Source organism: Halobacillus litoralis (assembly GCF_020171725.1).
Classification (GTDB): Bacteria; Bacillota; Bacilli; order Bacillales; family Halobacillaceae; genus Halobacillus; species Halobacillus litoralis_F.
Genome location: NZ_JAIVAJ010000006.1, coordinates 84698 through 100084 on the forward strand (window position 1 = coordinate 84698; position 15387 = coordinate 100084).

Sequence of the window (15387 nt, forward strand, 5' to 3'; positions counted from 1 at the left end):
GATAAAATAGAGACAAACCATAAAGGATGGATGGGGGTAACATGGAAAAAGAGAACAAGACCGCGCTTGTCACTGGAGCGAACTCCGGCATGGGGCTTGCGACCAGTGTGGAACTTATGAATCAAGGCTTTCACGTCGTCATGATGTGCCGGAACGAACAGCGTGGGAAGGAAGCGTTGGAAGAGGCAAAAGAGCAAAGTCAACGTGACGAGGTCGAATTGATGCTGTGTGATTTAGGTTCACTGGAGAGTATCCGCCGGTTTGCGGATGAATTCAATGCTCGTTTTGACACACTCGATGTCCTGATCAACAATGCAGGTGTCGTCTCCACGAAACGTACTACGACCTCTGATGGATTTGAGCAGATGCTCGGCGTCAATCATCTGGGTCACTTTTTACTAACCAACCTTCTTCTTGAAAAAATAAAGCGCGCTGAGGAGGGCCGGATCGTTACGGTATCCTCGGGTGCTCACAAAGTCGGAAAGATCCATTTTGACGACCCGCATTTAACGAAGCGGTTCAACGTCATTAAAGGATACGCTCAATCGAAGCTTGCGAATATCCTCTTTACACTGCAGCTGGACCGTGAGCTTGAAGGGACCGGAGTCAAGGCGAATTGCGTGCACCCGGGAGCTGTCAGCACGAGTCTTGGCGTCAGCAGGGAAAGCGGCTTCGGCAGAAAAATTCATACGATGCTGCGCCCTTTTTTCCTAACGCCTGCTGAAGGAGCGGATACCGCAGTTTATTTAGCGACAGCACCGGAGCTTGATGTCAGCGGGGAATACTTCTACAAGCGCCAGGTGGCCGATCGTGCGATGCGCTCCCGGGATGTGATGCTGGCTGAAGAGCTCTGGATTTGGAGCGAAAAGGAAGTCGGTATGGCGCAGTCTAACGACTAATTGAAAAGTTTTTTCTGCGAAGGATTGACATGTAAAGGAAATGGGCGTATAGTGAGAATTAATTATTCTTGTTCGTTAAATGAATAGAGAAAAAGTTTTGCAACTTTCACTTGAATTTCTAGAGCAATAATAGTAATACATTGTGGATCAGTTCCACGCAGGAGGTAACAATTATGTTACAAGGTAATGTTAAATGGTTCAACGCAGAAAAAGGTTTCGGATTTATTGAAGTAGAAGGTCAAGACGATGTATTCGTACACTTCTCTGCTATTCAAGGTGAAGGTTTCAAAACTCTAGAAGAAAATGAAACAGTTAGCTTCGAAATCGTTGAAGGCGATCGCGGACCACAAGCAGCTAACGTTCAAAAATAAGCGTTATTTGTGAAAAAGAGACTTCCTACTAGGGAGTCTCTTTTTTTGTGCTTAAAACCGGAAGCTGTTGGAGAGCAGAAAAGGTCTTGAGAATGGCGCTCTCTTCGGTTTCTGGAGAAGTTGTGTTCTGAAAATGATGAGAGAAGGGTTTTCTCATCATTTTTCACGAATCATGGAGAGAGAAACGGTATAGAAAAGCCTTCTCTCGACTATTTTGACATCGAGAGTGAAACAGAGAGAACCGTCCCCTCGTTTCAAAAACAACTTCGCCCCACGAAATTTTTCGTTCTTTGATAGCGTGTTCAAAAATAGATTAGTACAAAGAACGAAAGGAGAATGCTCAAGTGAAGAAAATAAAAGGGGCATCATTATACTTAATCATTGCGTTGTTTTTGTGTCTGGTCAGTATGATTGGCGCTTATGCTGTACAAACCTCAGGTGGGGACGTGGAGGTGAAGGACCTCCGGTGGGAAACGCCATCAGGCCATTTGATGAGTGCTTTGCTGTTTAAGCCGAAAGGGGTTTCCGAAGAGTCGCCGGCGCCCGGAATTGTGACGAGCCACGGGTGGTACAACAATCGAGAAATGCAGGACTTGAATAACGTCGAGCTTGCGAGGCGGGGGTACGTTGTTTTGTCCATCGATATGTATGGTCATGGGAACTCGGATGCCGTCACGCCGGAAGAGTGGCCGATAAGAGGAACCGGGATGTATGATGCGGTCGAATTGATGGCCGATTTCCCTTATGTCGATCGTGGAAAAATTGGTGTGACGGGTCATTCGAATGGTGCCCGTGCTGCTAACTGGTCCGTATTGGAGGATAACAAGAAGCCGGAAGAAGAACGATTGATTTCGTCTGTGCTGCTTGTTGCCAATGATGCGATGTACACCGATGCTCCAGGCGAGCCGCTGTATTGGTCGATGAGAACGGATGAGCAGCAGTATACGAATGTGTATGGAACGCGTGATGTCGGCATTGTTGCGGCAAAATATGATGAATTTTTCTTCCGTAGCCTGGGGGAAGACGGGACGGTCACGCCACCACGCGATTACATCGATACGGAATACGCCCAGTCTTTCTTGAATTTTGGGCAGGATCCAGAGGAAAAAAGAGAGAGTTATGCATTTTATAAACAGGAAGTGGACGGGGAAGAGGCGCTGCGCGTCATCTACAATCCGAATCAAACCCACCCTTGGAACCACTTTTCTGCATCGGTTGTCACAAGTTTAGTCGATTACTTCGATGAATCGATCGGAGCGCCGACTGCCATCGAGCCGACGAATCAGGTTTGGCAGTGGAAAGTATTCTTCAACGCCATCGGTCTTGTCGGATTTTTCATGTTTGTCGTGAGCTTTACGAAAGTGATGCTTCACACGAGAGCGTTCTCTTCCTTGCGCTCATCTCAAACGGCGGTCGCCGGACCGGCACCTCGTGGAGTAGGCAAGGCGTGGTTCTGGGGAGGTCTCATCGTCAGTGCTGTGATTTCCGGCATTTCGTATCTAGGGCTGTACAACTGGAGCGCGGCCAATATACCCGCCTTTTTCCCACAGGCTCCTGTCTATTATATAGGTGTATGGTCAGCCGTCATGGGAATCGTCACCCTTGTGATCCTGTTCCTGTCGTATCACTTCTTCTCGAAAAAAGAGGGATTGAACCTGCGCGAAGCAGGCGTCATCATCCCTTTGAAGACGCTTTGGAAAACAATCGTTTTGTCTGTGGTAGTAACAGCGGTGTCCTTTAGTCTCGTGTTTATCGCCGACTACTTCTTCACGACCGACTTCAGACTTTGGGTACTCGCCATCAAAGCGTTTACTCCAGATAAGTTACTGCTTGCGCTGAAGTATCTGCCGTTGTTCCTCTTGTTCTATGTAGCCAATTCCATTGCCGTAAACAGCTTCAATTTTGTTTCAAAGGGCAGAAGCGAATGGTTGAACACAGCTTTAATGGCACTGTTTAATGGACTGAGTGCCATTGTCATCGTGGCGATTCAGTACACGCATTTCTTTGTAAAAGGAGATGTGTATTTCACGAATGTCTCAACTATCGTCGGCATCTGGTTGTTCCCGATCATTGTGGTCATTCCATTGGCTGCCATCATTACTAGGAAGATCTACCGTGTAACGAAAAACCCATACCTCGGAGGGATCATCTACAGCATCATTGTCACCCTGATGATGGTCACGAATTCGCTGACCCAGCTGTGAAACAGTGGGGACGGTTCTCATTGTTTCATTTTTACGGAAACGTGAGGGACGGTTCCAGTGTTCCAATATTGAAGTTTACAGCAATCATGCGGTGAGAGAATAGAGTTTGTTCCCATGCTGTGATAGGGCGTGGGAGCAGGCTTTTTTTGGTGCGAATGGTCGACATGTATTTATGAAACGGAAAGAACCGTCCCCTCGTTTCACCCTCGTTTCAAAAGTGAAACAGAGAGAACCGTCCCCGAATCACCCGAATCACGACACACGAGAACCGTCCCTGCGTTTCGCGGGCTTTCTTTGGGTGAAGAGCACTGTACCTCCGATAAGGAGGGGGGCGAGGGCCCACCAGATGGTCCAGGTGAAGAAGCTGTTTTCTTCGACGTTCGTTTGAATTTCTCCTGATTTTGTCTCAATGACCACATCATTAACCTCTACCCGGTTTTGTTGGTCTCTTAAGTCGTACCAATCGATCGGACCTTGTTTCTCCAGTTCAGTAATGACTTCCTTCAGGTGACTGACGCCTAAATAAGGGTGATAGAACATTCCAGATAGGTGGTCTGAGAACTGTGAATAGTATTGATACCTGTTTACTATTCTCTTGATTGCCTCCTTTTCTTCCCCTATTGGAAGATATCCCAACGTTTCCGGCACCAGCTGCATACCGTCTAGCATCGCCGGTTCGGTTTGAAAGGGCGGGGAATAGACGGCTTTGTACGTGTTATTTGAAAGCTGAACTTGTCCGACGTAGGTTGAAAAATGTTCAGACAAAACGTGATATCCGCTCAAAGACATCGCATAGTGCGGGGCTTCGAAGGCGACGGGGTAGAGACCTTCGGCGACGAGTTCCTGGACGCCGTTTGAAAGGGTGTTTTGGATATAGTTTCGCTCGAACTGGATGCCTTCTTTCACATAGTTATCATACTCCTCCTGACTTGAGAAACCTCCACGATTCAACCGCTCTTCATCGGGTTTTTGATAGAGGGGGCGGTCATTTTTTACGTCCCAATATTCAAATCCTTCGCCGGTCACCGTTTTGAGATATTGGTGCTTGTAGCCGTGAAGAATGATACTGGCCCCTTGGTCCTGCATGCGCCTCAAGACGCTGGTCAGTTCCGGTGCGTCGCTCATATGCAGTTTTTCTTCTGTTTTCGGACTTGTGTAAACGGGAATGACGGTTATCATATATGGGATGTCTTTTTCGTGAAGGTAATCGGCAATCTTCTTCAAAGTATTCGGCTTTGTTGTCGGATCAATGTCTTCTAATCGAAGCGACATCTTTCCTTTATTCTTTTTCTGGTCAAAAAATGAGAACATCGATTCCCCGACATAGGCTCCTGTCTTTCCGCTTGTATCTGTTATAGGGGCGAAGAAATTGTGATCGTTTTTAAAAATCAGAGGGATTTCCTCTTCTTGAGTGCTGTAGAGCACCTGTGTAGCCGGGCTGATTTGATAGTGCGTGATCAGTTTTTTGGTGCGCAGTTTAGTCGTATTCTCTTCGCTTACTACTGTTTGAAATACACCTTCTCCTAAACGTGTTAAAAAACTCCCATCCTGAAAGGCTTCCATCTCCCATCCGAGATAGTAGGTTGGGCCGTTGTAACTGTTTAATAGCTCGGTTGTCTTCTTGGATGGTTTACTGGTCTTGAGCCTGACGTACACGACGTGGTCAAACGTATCGATTTCCTTTCCGCTTTCGAGAAATTCTTCTACAGATAAGGACGTGATGTCACTGGAAAAATGGCCGGTCAATAGGTCGACACGATGGACGTCCTGCATGTCTTCCTCTGCTTCAATCGAATAGAGGAGGAGCACGGCTGGGGCTTCTTCGTCTGCGGAGACATAGGTGGGCCAAATTAGAAAAGTCAGCACACATAATAAAAGAGCGTGGTGTGTTCTCATGATTCGTTCCTCCTTATGACGTCATATTCTGCAAGCTGTTGATACATGAAATCAAAAAAGTGGGTGTCCCTCACCGCCAAATCTTTACTTAAACCTTGGCTGTAATCGATGATTTCCTCTGCTTTGTCCGGTTGATTTGTTTCGGAAAAGTAGAGGGAGGCGAGCGCATAGACGGCCAGCGATTCGTAGGAAACGGTGGGTTCGAGCGTTTCTCTGTTGTACCTGCCATGAAGGACGCCATCGTTCCATCGCTCCTTCAACCACTGGTGAAAAGCGGGGGAAGAGAGGTTCAGACGCTCGCGGTTCAATGCGATCAGAAGCTGGTCGACCATATGGATTTCAGCTTTTTCTATATATTCGTTTTTGACGACTTGATAGGTTTCTGGAAAAAATACCGTCTCACCATCCAACTCGGTCAGCAGCAGCTCGGTTTTTTCTGAATTGGGTAGCGTCTCAGCGAGAGCGGGCGTAATGTAGCTGAGGGTGATCTGCTCAGCGGGTTCGCCTTCTCGCCAGTCGTAATAATCCACATAGTAGCCATCCACTTGCTGCGTATCGGCGAGCGTCTCGATTAAGTTCTCAGCCAGCTGGTCGTACTTCCACTGTCTGAAGTCCCGCGCTGCTTTTTTTAACGAAAAAATGATCCGCGCATCATCGATGATGGCGTTGGTTGTCACGTCTTGGTCGAGGAGCCATTGGATGTGGCCATTCTGTACGAACGATTGGGTTAAATGGTCCACTTGCTTGGCGAAAGCTTTTTTTTCATCCGTTTTTACTAAGTATTCCATGTACAGGCCGATGCTTTCGGACAGGTATTGGGAGTTCTCCTTGTAAGGATAGGCGTGGAGGAGGCCTTCATGGGTGTACCGTTCTTCGACTTTTTCTACAGTGGTCTGGTTGTCGGTCATTAGGAAAATGCCTCCTGCCAGAAGGATGAAGAGGATGATGATCCATCGCTTCATCCTCCTTCTCCTTGATCCTTGAATCGTCTCGTTTTCTCCCAGGATTGCTGCTTGTCACGGATTCTGCCCCATGTGTAGACGAAGATACTTCTTGCGAGAAGCAGGATAAAGATCTGCGCGTAGGTGAAGTACATGAGAAAGATGAGCAGGACGTTACGTAAGGTGACGTTCCCATCAATGACGATGGAGCTGAAAAAGTGGGAGACGTAGACGATGTAGCTCATGAACCAGATTAAAAGGAGCGGGATGTCGGCTTTGGGAAGAGAGTAGCCGAGTGCTCCTGAGATGAAAAAGATATCCGATAATAATAGAAGGGTGATGAACACGAAATACGTCAGCAGGTGCTGCATGGAGAGGAAGAAGGTTCTGCCTTTCCAGTGGTCGAATTCGTGGAGTGACTTGTCCATAATGTACAGGTTTCCTGAAAGCCACCTCGTCCGCTGTTTGATGAAGGCCTTTAAGCTCTCCGGCTCCTGTTCCCACGTTCTGGCTTCGGATTCAACGGGCAGCAGGTAACCGGCAGCTGTGATTCTTACGGTCAGTTCGGCATCTTCCGCCAACGCGTGCTCATCATACATGCCGACTTCATCCAGAACTTCTCGTTTAACGAGCATGTTCGTGCCGGCGAGGGAACCGAGTTTGAAAAGGCCCCATCTCCCGCACTGCATCAGTAGCTGAAACACTTGGAACTCAAGACCGATCATGCGGGTGAGGATGTTTTTGTCGTAATTGATGGTTTTGACGTAACCGACTGCGCCGACCGCCTTGTCGGTGCATAGGGCTTTTTCCATCAAAAGTTTCACAGCGTCTGGTTCCGGCTGGTTGTCTGCGTCATACACGACGAAGTATTCGGAGTCCGAAATCCTTAAGCCGTAATTCAGCACGCGTGATTTCCCTTTCGGCTTCCCGTCGGGTACAGGAATGTAATGGATGGAAGAAAAGATGCGGGCAAACTCCTGAGCGATTGTTCCTGTATCGTCGCTTGATTGATCGTCGAGTAAGTAGATGTCGAGCTGACCGGGGTAGTCCAATCGCTGCATCGCTTTGAGCGTATCTTTGATGACAAGTGCTTCATTGTATGCCGGGATGAATACCGCAACACTCGGATAGCGCTCGATGTGGCAGTCCTCTTTCAGGTTGGTCCGCTGTTTGACGCCGGCGACGGTCACCATCGAGTAGAATAAAAGCAGAAACCAGAACAGTGCAGCTGATGCGTAAAGTAGAATCGTCATGATGAATCCGCTCCTATTTTTTCTAAGAATTCTTCATCCTTTACAAGTGTCTTCGTAACCGTGAACGGCGGCTCAAGCAAATTGAACTTTTCACGAATTTGGTTGTTGATTCTCTCGAGCACGATATCGACTCCTTCTCCGTGGGTGTCTTTTAACAAAAGGTAAATATGGTTATTCAATGAAGTGACGAGATCGAAATGTGTACGGATGGACTGACGGGATGCCTCTTCAATGGTGGAACGGACATTAGCGAGGTGGGTATTCTCCCTGTCTACTTCTAAATCGACGAGCCAGGCTTCGGATTGATTCCGGTTCACAGACGTCATCACCCACTTCGCACGCTCCTGGAATTCATTTACGGTCAGTACGTGGGTGTCCTGATCGTAGCGCTGTAGCCAATTGACTTGATGCTGGAGCGCACTCACGTGGTTTCCGAGGTTCTTCAAATAGCTGAAAAGAATCCAGCCGATGATCATGACGGACGTGAAAAGTAGGTGAATGTAGATATATTTCACCTGCATAGTATTGGAGCTGTGCCCATTTATAAAAGCATAAACAATTAAGAAAAGACCGAATGCGAGAATCATCGAGATCGCATACAAGAAAACAAGCGATTTCCGGAGGACGCTCATCATTACAATGGACACCGCGCTCATAATAAGAACTTGCTCATGAAAATCCAGTCCAGTATCTGCAATGACGAAGATAACTCCTATTAATAACAGCACCAGTGTTCCTGTCACTAGGTTCCCTTTCAAGCTGAAACACTCCTATCGATGTAGATTTATGCAGAATCCAGTAAATTCCAAAAAAGCACTTCGGAAGTAGGTATACCCTCGTAGTTCATCCTAAAACTTGGAATAACGGAACGAGGGGACGGTTCTCTTGTTTCATTCAAAGATGTGAAACAAGAGAACCGTCCCCCTGCCAAAGTTGTATACAAGTTGTGTTATACTGTAACCGCATCCAATTTGTACACAAGGAGGAAGCACGATGAGTCATATTTTTGATTTAAGCGGTCAGACAGCCGTTGTAACAGGTGGCAATAAGGGGATGGGGAAACACATCTCGCTCACTCTCGCAGATCAAGGGGCGAACGTAGTCATTGTCAGCAGATCCGGAGCACCAGAAGAGCTGCTGGAAACAATACGTGACAAAGGTGTAAGCGCTCACGCCTTAAAGCATGATCTATCAGATATCGATGGAATCAGTAGACTTGTAGAATCGATTTATCAGCATGTTGATCGAGTGGATATTCTAGTGAATAACGCCGGGGTCCAAAGACGATCCGACGCTGTAGAGTTCTCGCAGGAAGATTGGGACTTTGTGCAGAATGTCAACGCGAAAGCCGTATTTTTCCTTGCTCAGGCGATAGGGAAGAATATGCTGGAAAATGGGTCGGGGAAGATTATCAATATCGCTTCTCTACTATCCTTCCAAGGTGGAATTCGAGTACCGGCGTATGCAGCCAGTAAAGGGGCTGTAGCGATGTTCACGAAATCTCTTTCGAACGAGTGGGCATCAAGTGGAGTGAACGTGAATGCGGTCGCACCAGGTTATATTGCGACAGAAATGAATGAAGCGCTGATTAACGATGAGGATCGTAGTAAACAGATTCTGGACCGGATTCCAGCTGGACGATGGGGCGATCCTTCCGACATCGCGGGGACTGTAGCCTTCTTGGCTTCAAAAGCTTCTGATTACATAAATGGTGAAATTATTACGGTTGATGGTGGCTGGATGGGACGCTAAGTACTTCTTGTGCCACTGAATAAAGTAAGAGCCTGACTTCCAAGGTGATAGGGAAGTCAGGCACTTTTTTTTATGGCTTTGAAAGTTGCGAAAATATCCATTGACTCTCGAGCACGTATCCTATATAAAGAAGACGGTTCAATCATTACCACAAATACATACAGCCACCTTGTAGAAAGTAGGGAACGTTATTCAACTACAACGTATAGTAGAAAATAAATGGTTTACGAGATTCATACTGGCCGTCATCCTCTTCAATGCAGTACTCCTCGGTCTTGCAACAGATGATCAGCTTTACGCACAGTATGAGAATTGGTTTGTCATTCTGGACATCGCCGTTCTCGCCATCTTCACGATCGAGATTCTGATGAAATTGATCGTCTACCGACTTCGTTTCTTCCGCGACGGATGGAACATTTTCGATTTCGCTATCGTGTTCGGGACGCTTGTTTTGTACAACAGTCACTTCATTGCGATTCTTCGTATTTTACGAGTGCTCAGGGTGCTGAGGACGATTTCCGTCGTCCCGTCACTGCGTCGATTGACGATTGCGTTGTTCATGGCGATACCAGCTATCGGATCGGTTACTTTGCTGATGGCTCTCATCTTTTACGTCTATGCAATTATCGGAACGAGCTTCTTCGGGGATCTTGCTCCTGAGTACTTCGGAAATGTCGGGTTGAGTACGCTGACGTTGTTCCAAGTGTTCACGTTAGAAAGCTGGGCGAGCGGTGTGTTCCGACCAATTTTCGCGGAAGTCACTTGGTCATGGATCTACTTCGTTTCGTTCATTACGATTTCCGCTTTCATTATTCTCAACCTGATTGTCGGGGAAATCGTGAATAATGCTCAACAGCTGTCTGAGCATGCGGAGGAAGAGAGTAAGGACATGGAACAAATCAAGCAGGACCTGAAAGAATTGAAGGAAATGCTCCGGGAAAAATGAAGCTTGGGGGAGAGTCTGGTTTGGCGCAGCTGCTGCTGAATCGGGCTCTTTTTTTATTCTCCTTAAACACTCTTATTTGCAGGTAGGCTCAAGTGTGAATAGAGGTAGAAATTATGAGATAATAAACGCTGAGTAGTCTGTAACGGCATCATTAAACTAAATCGTTAAAGGAGCATCCCGATGACAAAGTATGTTGGATATGTTGGAACGTACACGAAACAAACGAGTAAAGGTGTCTACCAATTCACACTAGACACGGATAACAAAGAATTAACCGATGTAACCCTAGCCGCAGAGCTCGGAAACCCGACTTATGTGACAGTGAGTGATGATAAGAAAAATTTATACGCAGTATCAAAAGACGGCGAAAACGGCGGCGTCACAGCTTTTTCTATTGATGAGCAAACAGGTGCGCTGACAAAATTGAACGCTGAAACCGCAGCCGGATCTCCTCCGTGTCACGTGAGTGTCGACCGAGATAAGAGCACCGTCGTAACGGCGAATTACCATACAACGAATATCGTCAGCTACCGCACGAACGAAGACGGTTCGCTGAATGCACCGACGTCTGTTATCGAACACGAGGGAACCGGTCCTCATGAACGTCAGGAAAAACCGCATATGCACTATGCAGGTTTTACGCCGGATGAAAAGTATGTCATTGCTATCGACCTTGGTAGTGATCGTGTAACGACGTACACTGTGGATGAAGGCAGCTTAACAGAAGTACAGGTGTTCAACACAGCACCAGGAAGTGGACCGAGGCACATCACCTTCCACCCAAACCAAAAATACGCTTACGTCATGACAGAGCTGAGCTCAGAAGTCCTAGTGCTTCACTATGATGAGAAAGATGGCAGCTTTACACAGCAACAATCGATCAAAACGATCCCTGAAACCTTCACAGAAACGAACGATGGAAGCGCGATTCATATTTCATCCGATGGGCAGTTCGTCTATGCCGGAAACCGTGGCCACAATTCGATTGCGGTTTACCAGGTCAACCAAGATGACGGTCAGTTGACGTTCGTCGAATGGACGTCTACTGAAGGCAACTGGCCACGCGATTTTGTCATGGATCCGTCTGAAGAATTTCTGATTGCAACGAACCAGAAATCAAACACGATGACGTTATTCGAACGCGACAAATCAACAGGCAAACTATCACTCATTCAATCCGACGTCCACGTCCCTGAACCAGTTTGTGTGAAATTCATTTAGGAATTCATTTAGGGACGGTTCTCGTGTTCCGCGATTGGTGGAACAGCGGGTGAAACAGTGGGGACGGTTCTCATGTTCCACGAACACATAAACCTTTTATTGTTTGAGTCAAAGTATGTTATAAAAGGTCTCTAATAAGAGTCTGATTTTCCGCCGTTAAGGTGAAAATCAGGCTTTTTTTGTATGGAGAAAGGGCGAAAGCATGTTGGGGTTAATCATATTCCTATGAATTGACGCCTAAGTGAGCGTTGTGTAGACAATGAAGCACTTCATGAAACAAGAGAACCGTCCCCTATTTTCAAAAAACATGAAAGTTCATTTTTGTTAAGAAAACCTTCTTCATTTTTTCCAATACCAGTATATAAAACTTTGAAAATCCACGACTGATTGCTGCAGAAAATAGATAAATGCTTCGTTTCATTCTCTTTTCCAAAAGTATAAACTATGGATGAAATTAGAAGATGGAAGGTGAGAAGGTGCCGAGAAGACCTAGAATGAGAAGTCGCAGCGGTATTTACCATGTGATCCTCCGTGGAGCGAATAAACAAGAGATCTTTCATGATGAAGCAGACAAGATCCACTTTTTGAATATAATAGTAAAGTGTAAGAACAAGACGAGTATTCAGGTCTTTGCCTGGTGTCTGATGGACAATCATGTACATCTAGTGATAAAAGAAGACGCTGAGGATATATCTCATGTGATGAAGCGAATCGGTGTTAGTTATGCAGGCTACTATAATAGAACCTATGAGACAACAGGCCACCTGTTTCAAGATCGTTTTCGAAGCGAAGAGGTGGAAGATCCACGTTATCTAATGAGGGTGGTGCGTTATATTCACCAAAATCCCGTTAAGGCCGGAATAGTAAATTCGCCGGATAAGTTCGAGTGGAGTAGCTGCAGAAACTACTACGGGAAAAGCGTACATCATCGTAAGCTTCTTGATGAGGGATTTGTTCTGCATTTATTTTCTTCTGATCATGAGATGTCTCGAAAAGCGTTTCGAGAATTCAATGAAAAGGAGCAAGAGGATGAATGTTTGAAAGCTTTTAATCATCGAAAGGTTAGGTTGTCGGATGCAGAAGCTCGTGAGTCCATCATTCAAATACTAGGAACCACTTCTATTCCACAGGTGAAAAGCATGGAGCGTAAGGAAAGGGATCTTATACTTCGAAAAGTAAAGGAGGTTGAAGGTGTGTCCATGCGCCAAACCGCACGCATTTTAGGCGTATCTTTAAGTCTATTGTCCAGAGCGTGACTTTATCTTATCCTATGGAACAGGAGAACCGTCCCCGATGTTCCACCGATGTTCCACCGCATGAAACAGGAGAACCGTCCCCAATGATTCATCCCCAATGATTCATCCCCAATGTTCGATCATTATTGACAGCGTTTACTGAAAGCGCTATAGTAATAGATAACAAGTTAAAACATGTGACGGAGAAATGGAGACTCACACGAAGTTACGTACCTCGGGAGAAGTATGTAGTTTGTGTGAGTCTCTTTGCGTTTCTTTAACTTGAAACTATGAGAAAAGGGTGTGCTCGAAATGCCGGAGTTCTTAGCTGAGTTAGTCGGGACAATGATTCTGATTATCTTTGGTGGAGGCGTTGTCGGAGGCGTTGTTTTAAAAGATTCGAAAGCAGAAGGGACAGGCTGGGTGTTGATTACACTTGCCTGGGGTCTCGGTGTAACGATGGGGGTTTATGCAGTCGGTTCGTTTACGGGGGCTCATATTAATCCAGCCGTGACGCTTGGACTTGCTTCTGTTGGAGATTTCCCTTGGGCGAAGGTCCCTATGTATATATCAGCTCAAATTCTTGGAGCGATGATTGGAGCGGCAATTGTCTTCCTGAATTACTTACCGCACTGGAGAAGAACGGAGGATCCGGGCGCGAAGCTTGCGGTGTTCTCTACTGATCCTGCCGTTAGAAGTCCATTTTCAAACCTTGTAAGTGAGATCATTGGTACATTTGTTCTTTTGATGGGACTTCAATTTATCGGAGCCAACGAATTCACGGAAGGTCTTAACCCTCTGATCGTGGGTGCACTCGTTGTCGCCATCGGGATGTCACTGGGTGGCGCGACAGGGTATGCGATCAACCCGGCTCGTGACTTAGGGCCGAGAATTGCGCACGCACTTCTTCCGATTCCCGGAAAAGGAAGCTCGGACTGGGGTTACTCCTGGATTCCGATTGTCGGACCGATTATCGGTGGTGTCTACGGTGCCGTGTTCCACCAGGCTGTTTTTGGTCAAAACTATACGGCTGCATTTTGGATTTTGACGGTGATCGTGCTGGCTATTGTGATTGCGGCTGCGAATGCCGAGTTGAAAAAAGGTAAAACCGCTGCAACTGAAGCGGAACAACATATTAGCTAAAAGGAGAGGATACACATGTCAGAAAAATTCATTTTATCCATTGATCAGGGAACAACGAGTTCACGGGCGATTCTTTTTAACAAAGAAGGAAAGATTGTAGAAACAGGTCAGAAAGAATTCGAACAGTTCTTCCCGAAGCCGGGCTGGGTTGAGCACGATGCTAATGAAATCTGGACATCCGTGCTTGCATGTATTGCAGATGTATTAAGAAAATCGGACGTTGAAGCGAGTCAGATTGAGGGTATAGGGATTACGAACCAACGTGAAACCGCTGTCGTTTGGGATAAGAATACCGGCAAGCCGATCTATCACGCAGTTGTATGGCAGTCCCGTCAAACAGAAGACATTTGTAAAGAGCTTCGTAGCCAAGGACATAACGATTTGTTTAGAGAAAAAACAGGCTTGCTGCTTGACCCTTATTTCTCTGGAACAAAAGTGAAATGGATCCTGGATAACGTAGACGGTGCCCGTGAAAAGGCCGAGAATGGTGACCTTATGTTCGGTACGATCGATACGTGGCTCGTGTATAAACTATCCGGTGGAAAAACACATATTACCGACTATTCAAATGCGTCAAGAACGCTCATGTACAACATCTACGACTTGAAGTGGGATGATGAGCTTCTCGACATCCTCGGTGTACCGAAGTCCATGCTTCCTGAAGTGAAATCCTCCTCCGAAGTCTATGCGAAGACCGTTGATTACCACTTCTTCGGTCAGGAAGTTCCGATTGCCGGAATCGCGGGTGACCAGCAGGCTGCCCTGTTTGGACAAGCTTGTTTTGAAAAAGGAATGGCGAAAAACACGTATGGCACAGGCTGCTTCATGCTGATGAACACGGGTGAAGAAGGTGTCGCTTCTAAAAATGGCCTGTTGACGACGCTTGCCTGGGGAATCGATGGAAAAGTGGAGTACGCGCTCGAAGGAAGTATCTTCGTAGCGGGCTCAGCGATTCAGTGGCTGCGTGATGGTCTTCAAATGATTGAAAGCGCTCCCCAAACGGAAGGACTTGCGACATCTGTAGAATCCACAGACGGCGTCTACTTAGTGCCGGCATTCGTCGGGCTTGGAACGCCTTACTGGGACAGTGATGCAAGAGGCGCAATGTTCGGACTGACGCGCGGAACGACGAAGGCTCACTTCGTTCGTGCTACATTAGAATCTTTAGCTTACCAGACAAAAGACGTACTGGATGCCATGATCGCGGACTCCGGCATTGATCTGAAAGCGCTCCGCGTTGACGGGGGAGCCGTGAAGAACGACTTCCTTATGCAGTTCCAGAGCGATTTACTCGGTGTACCGGTAGAGCGTCCGGTCGTGCAGGAAACGACAGCACTTGGAGCGGCATTTTTAGCTGGCCTTGCCGTCGGGTATTGGAAAGATAAGGACGAAATCAAAGCACACTCTGAAGACGAGAAAGTATTCGAAGGAACAATGGACAAAGAGAAGCAGCAAGAATTGTATCAAGGCTGGCAGAAAGCGGTCGAAGCCACACGTAAGTTCAAGTAGATCTTTATTTTTTATGA

The 15387-nt window shown here is 46.7% G+C and carries 14 protein-coding genes; 9 read left to right on the top strand and 5 right to left on the bottom strand.

Translation table 11 applies throughout. The annotated features are described in order from the left end of the window. Nucleotides 1-41 precede the first annotated feature (41 nt). The 3 genes from LCM20_RS12515 to LCM20_RS12525 all read left to right on the top strand — a co-directional run bounded on the left by LCM20_RS12515 (nucleotide 42) and on the right by LCM20_RS12525 (nucleotide 3474). Complete coding sequence (locus tag LCM20_RS12515) at nucleotides 42-899, top strand: SDR family oxidoreductase (RefSeq protein WP_225195814.1); 858 nt, start codon at nucleotides 42-44, stop codon at nucleotides 897-899. A gap of 173 nt (nucleotides 900-1072) precedes the next feature. Further along, entirely contained in the window at nucleotides 1073-1270 is a 198-nt protein-coding gene (locus LCM20_RS12520) for a cold-shock protein (protein WP_079478057.1), read from the top strand. Between the two features lie 344 nt (nucleotides 1271-1614). Next, complete coding sequence (locus LCM20_RS12525; RefSeq protein ID WP_225195815.1) at nucleotides 1615-3474, top strand: dienelactone hydrolase family protein; 1860 nt, start codon at nucleotides 1615-1617, stop codon at nucleotides 3472-3474. Between the two features lie 31 nt (nucleotides 3475-3505). On the opposite strand, the gene LCM20_RS20090 is transcribed toward LCM20_RS12525, so the two are convergent. From LCM20_RS20090 to LCM20_RS12545, 5 genes are all read right to left on the bottom strand, one after another. After that, complete coding sequence (locus tag LCM20_RS20090) at nucleotides 3506-3640, bottom strand: hypothetical protein (protein WP_263622098.1); 135 nt, start codon at nucleotides 3638-3640, stop codon at nucleotides 3506-3508. 86 nt (nucleotides 3641-3726) lie between these two features. Then, nucleotides 3727-5370, bottom strand: a complete 1644-nt coding sequence (locus LCM20_RS12530; RefSeq protein ID WP_225195816.1) for a DUF2334 domain-containing protein — start codon at nucleotides 5368-5370, stop codon at nucleotides 3727-3729. Further along, complete coding sequence (locus LCM20_RS12535) at nucleotides 5367-6332, bottom strand: hypothetical protein (RefSeq protein WP_225195817.1); 966 nt, start codon at nucleotides 6330-6332, stop codon at nucleotides 5367-5369. Before LCM20_RS12535 ends, LCM20_RS12530 begins: the two co-directional genes overlap by 4 nt. Beyond that, nucleotides 6329-7564, bottom strand: a complete 1236-nt coding sequence (locus tag LCM20_RS12540; RefSeq protein WP_225195818.1) for a glycosyltransferase family 2 protein — start codon at nucleotides 7562-7564, stop codon at nucleotides 6329-6331. Before LCM20_RS12540 ends, LCM20_RS12535 begins: the two co-directional genes overlap by 4 nt. Continuing rightward, complete coding sequence (locus LCM20_RS12545) at nucleotides 7561-8322, bottom strand: hypothetical protein (protein WP_225195819.1); 762 nt, start codon at nucleotides 8320-8322, stop codon at nucleotides 7561-7563. The genes LCM20_RS12540 and LCM20_RS12545 overlap by 4 nt, the downstream gene beginning before the upstream one ends. Nucleotides 8323-8557: 235 nt before the next feature. On the opposite strand from LCM20_RS12545, the gene LCM20_RS12550 reads away from it, so the two are divergent. From LCM20_RS12550 to glpK, 6 genes are all read left to right on the top strand, one after another. Then, nucleotides 8558-9316, top strand: a complete 759-nt coding sequence (locus LCM20_RS12550; protein ID WP_225195820.1) for a glucose 1-dehydrogenase — start codon at nucleotides 8558-8560, stop codon at nucleotides 9314-9316. A 205-nt stretch (nucleotides 9317-9521) separates the two neighbouring features. Next, nucleotides 9522-10262 (top strand): ion transporter, encoded by a 741-nt coding sequence (locus LCM20_RS12555; protein WP_318247315.1) that lies wholly within the window; start codon nucleotides 9522-9524, stop codon nucleotides 10260-10262. A gap of 180 nt (nucleotides 10263-10442) precedes the next feature. Continuing rightward, complete coding sequence (locus LCM20_RS12560) at nucleotides 10443-11483, top strand: lactonase family protein (RefSeq protein ID WP_225195821.1); 1041 nt, start codon at nucleotides 10443-10445, stop codon at nucleotides 11481-11483. A 494-nt stretch (nucleotides 11484-11977) separates the two neighbouring features. Beyond that, nucleotides 11978-12739: a transposase gene (locus tag LCM20_RS12565; protein WP_225195822.1), complete on the top strand. Its 762-nt coding sequence runs from the start codon at nucleotides 11978-11980 to the stop codon at nucleotides 12737-12739. Nucleotides 12740-13030: 291 nt separating this feature from the next. Further along, on the top strand, nucleotides 13031-13861 hold the full coding sequence (locus LCM20_RS12570; protein ID WP_225195823.1) for an MIP/aquaporin family protein: 831 nt from the start codon (nucleotides 13031-13033) through the stop codon (nucleotides 13859-13861). Nucleotides 13862-13876: 15 nt separating this feature from the next. Continuing rightward, nucleotides 13877-15370: a glycerol kinase GlpK gene (gene glpK / locus LCM20_RS12575; protein ID WP_225195824.1), complete on the top strand. Its 1494-nt coding sequence runs from the start codon at nucleotides 13877-13879 to the stop codon at nucleotides 15368-15370. The last annotated feature ends 17 nt before the right edge of the window (nucleotides 15371-15387 follow it).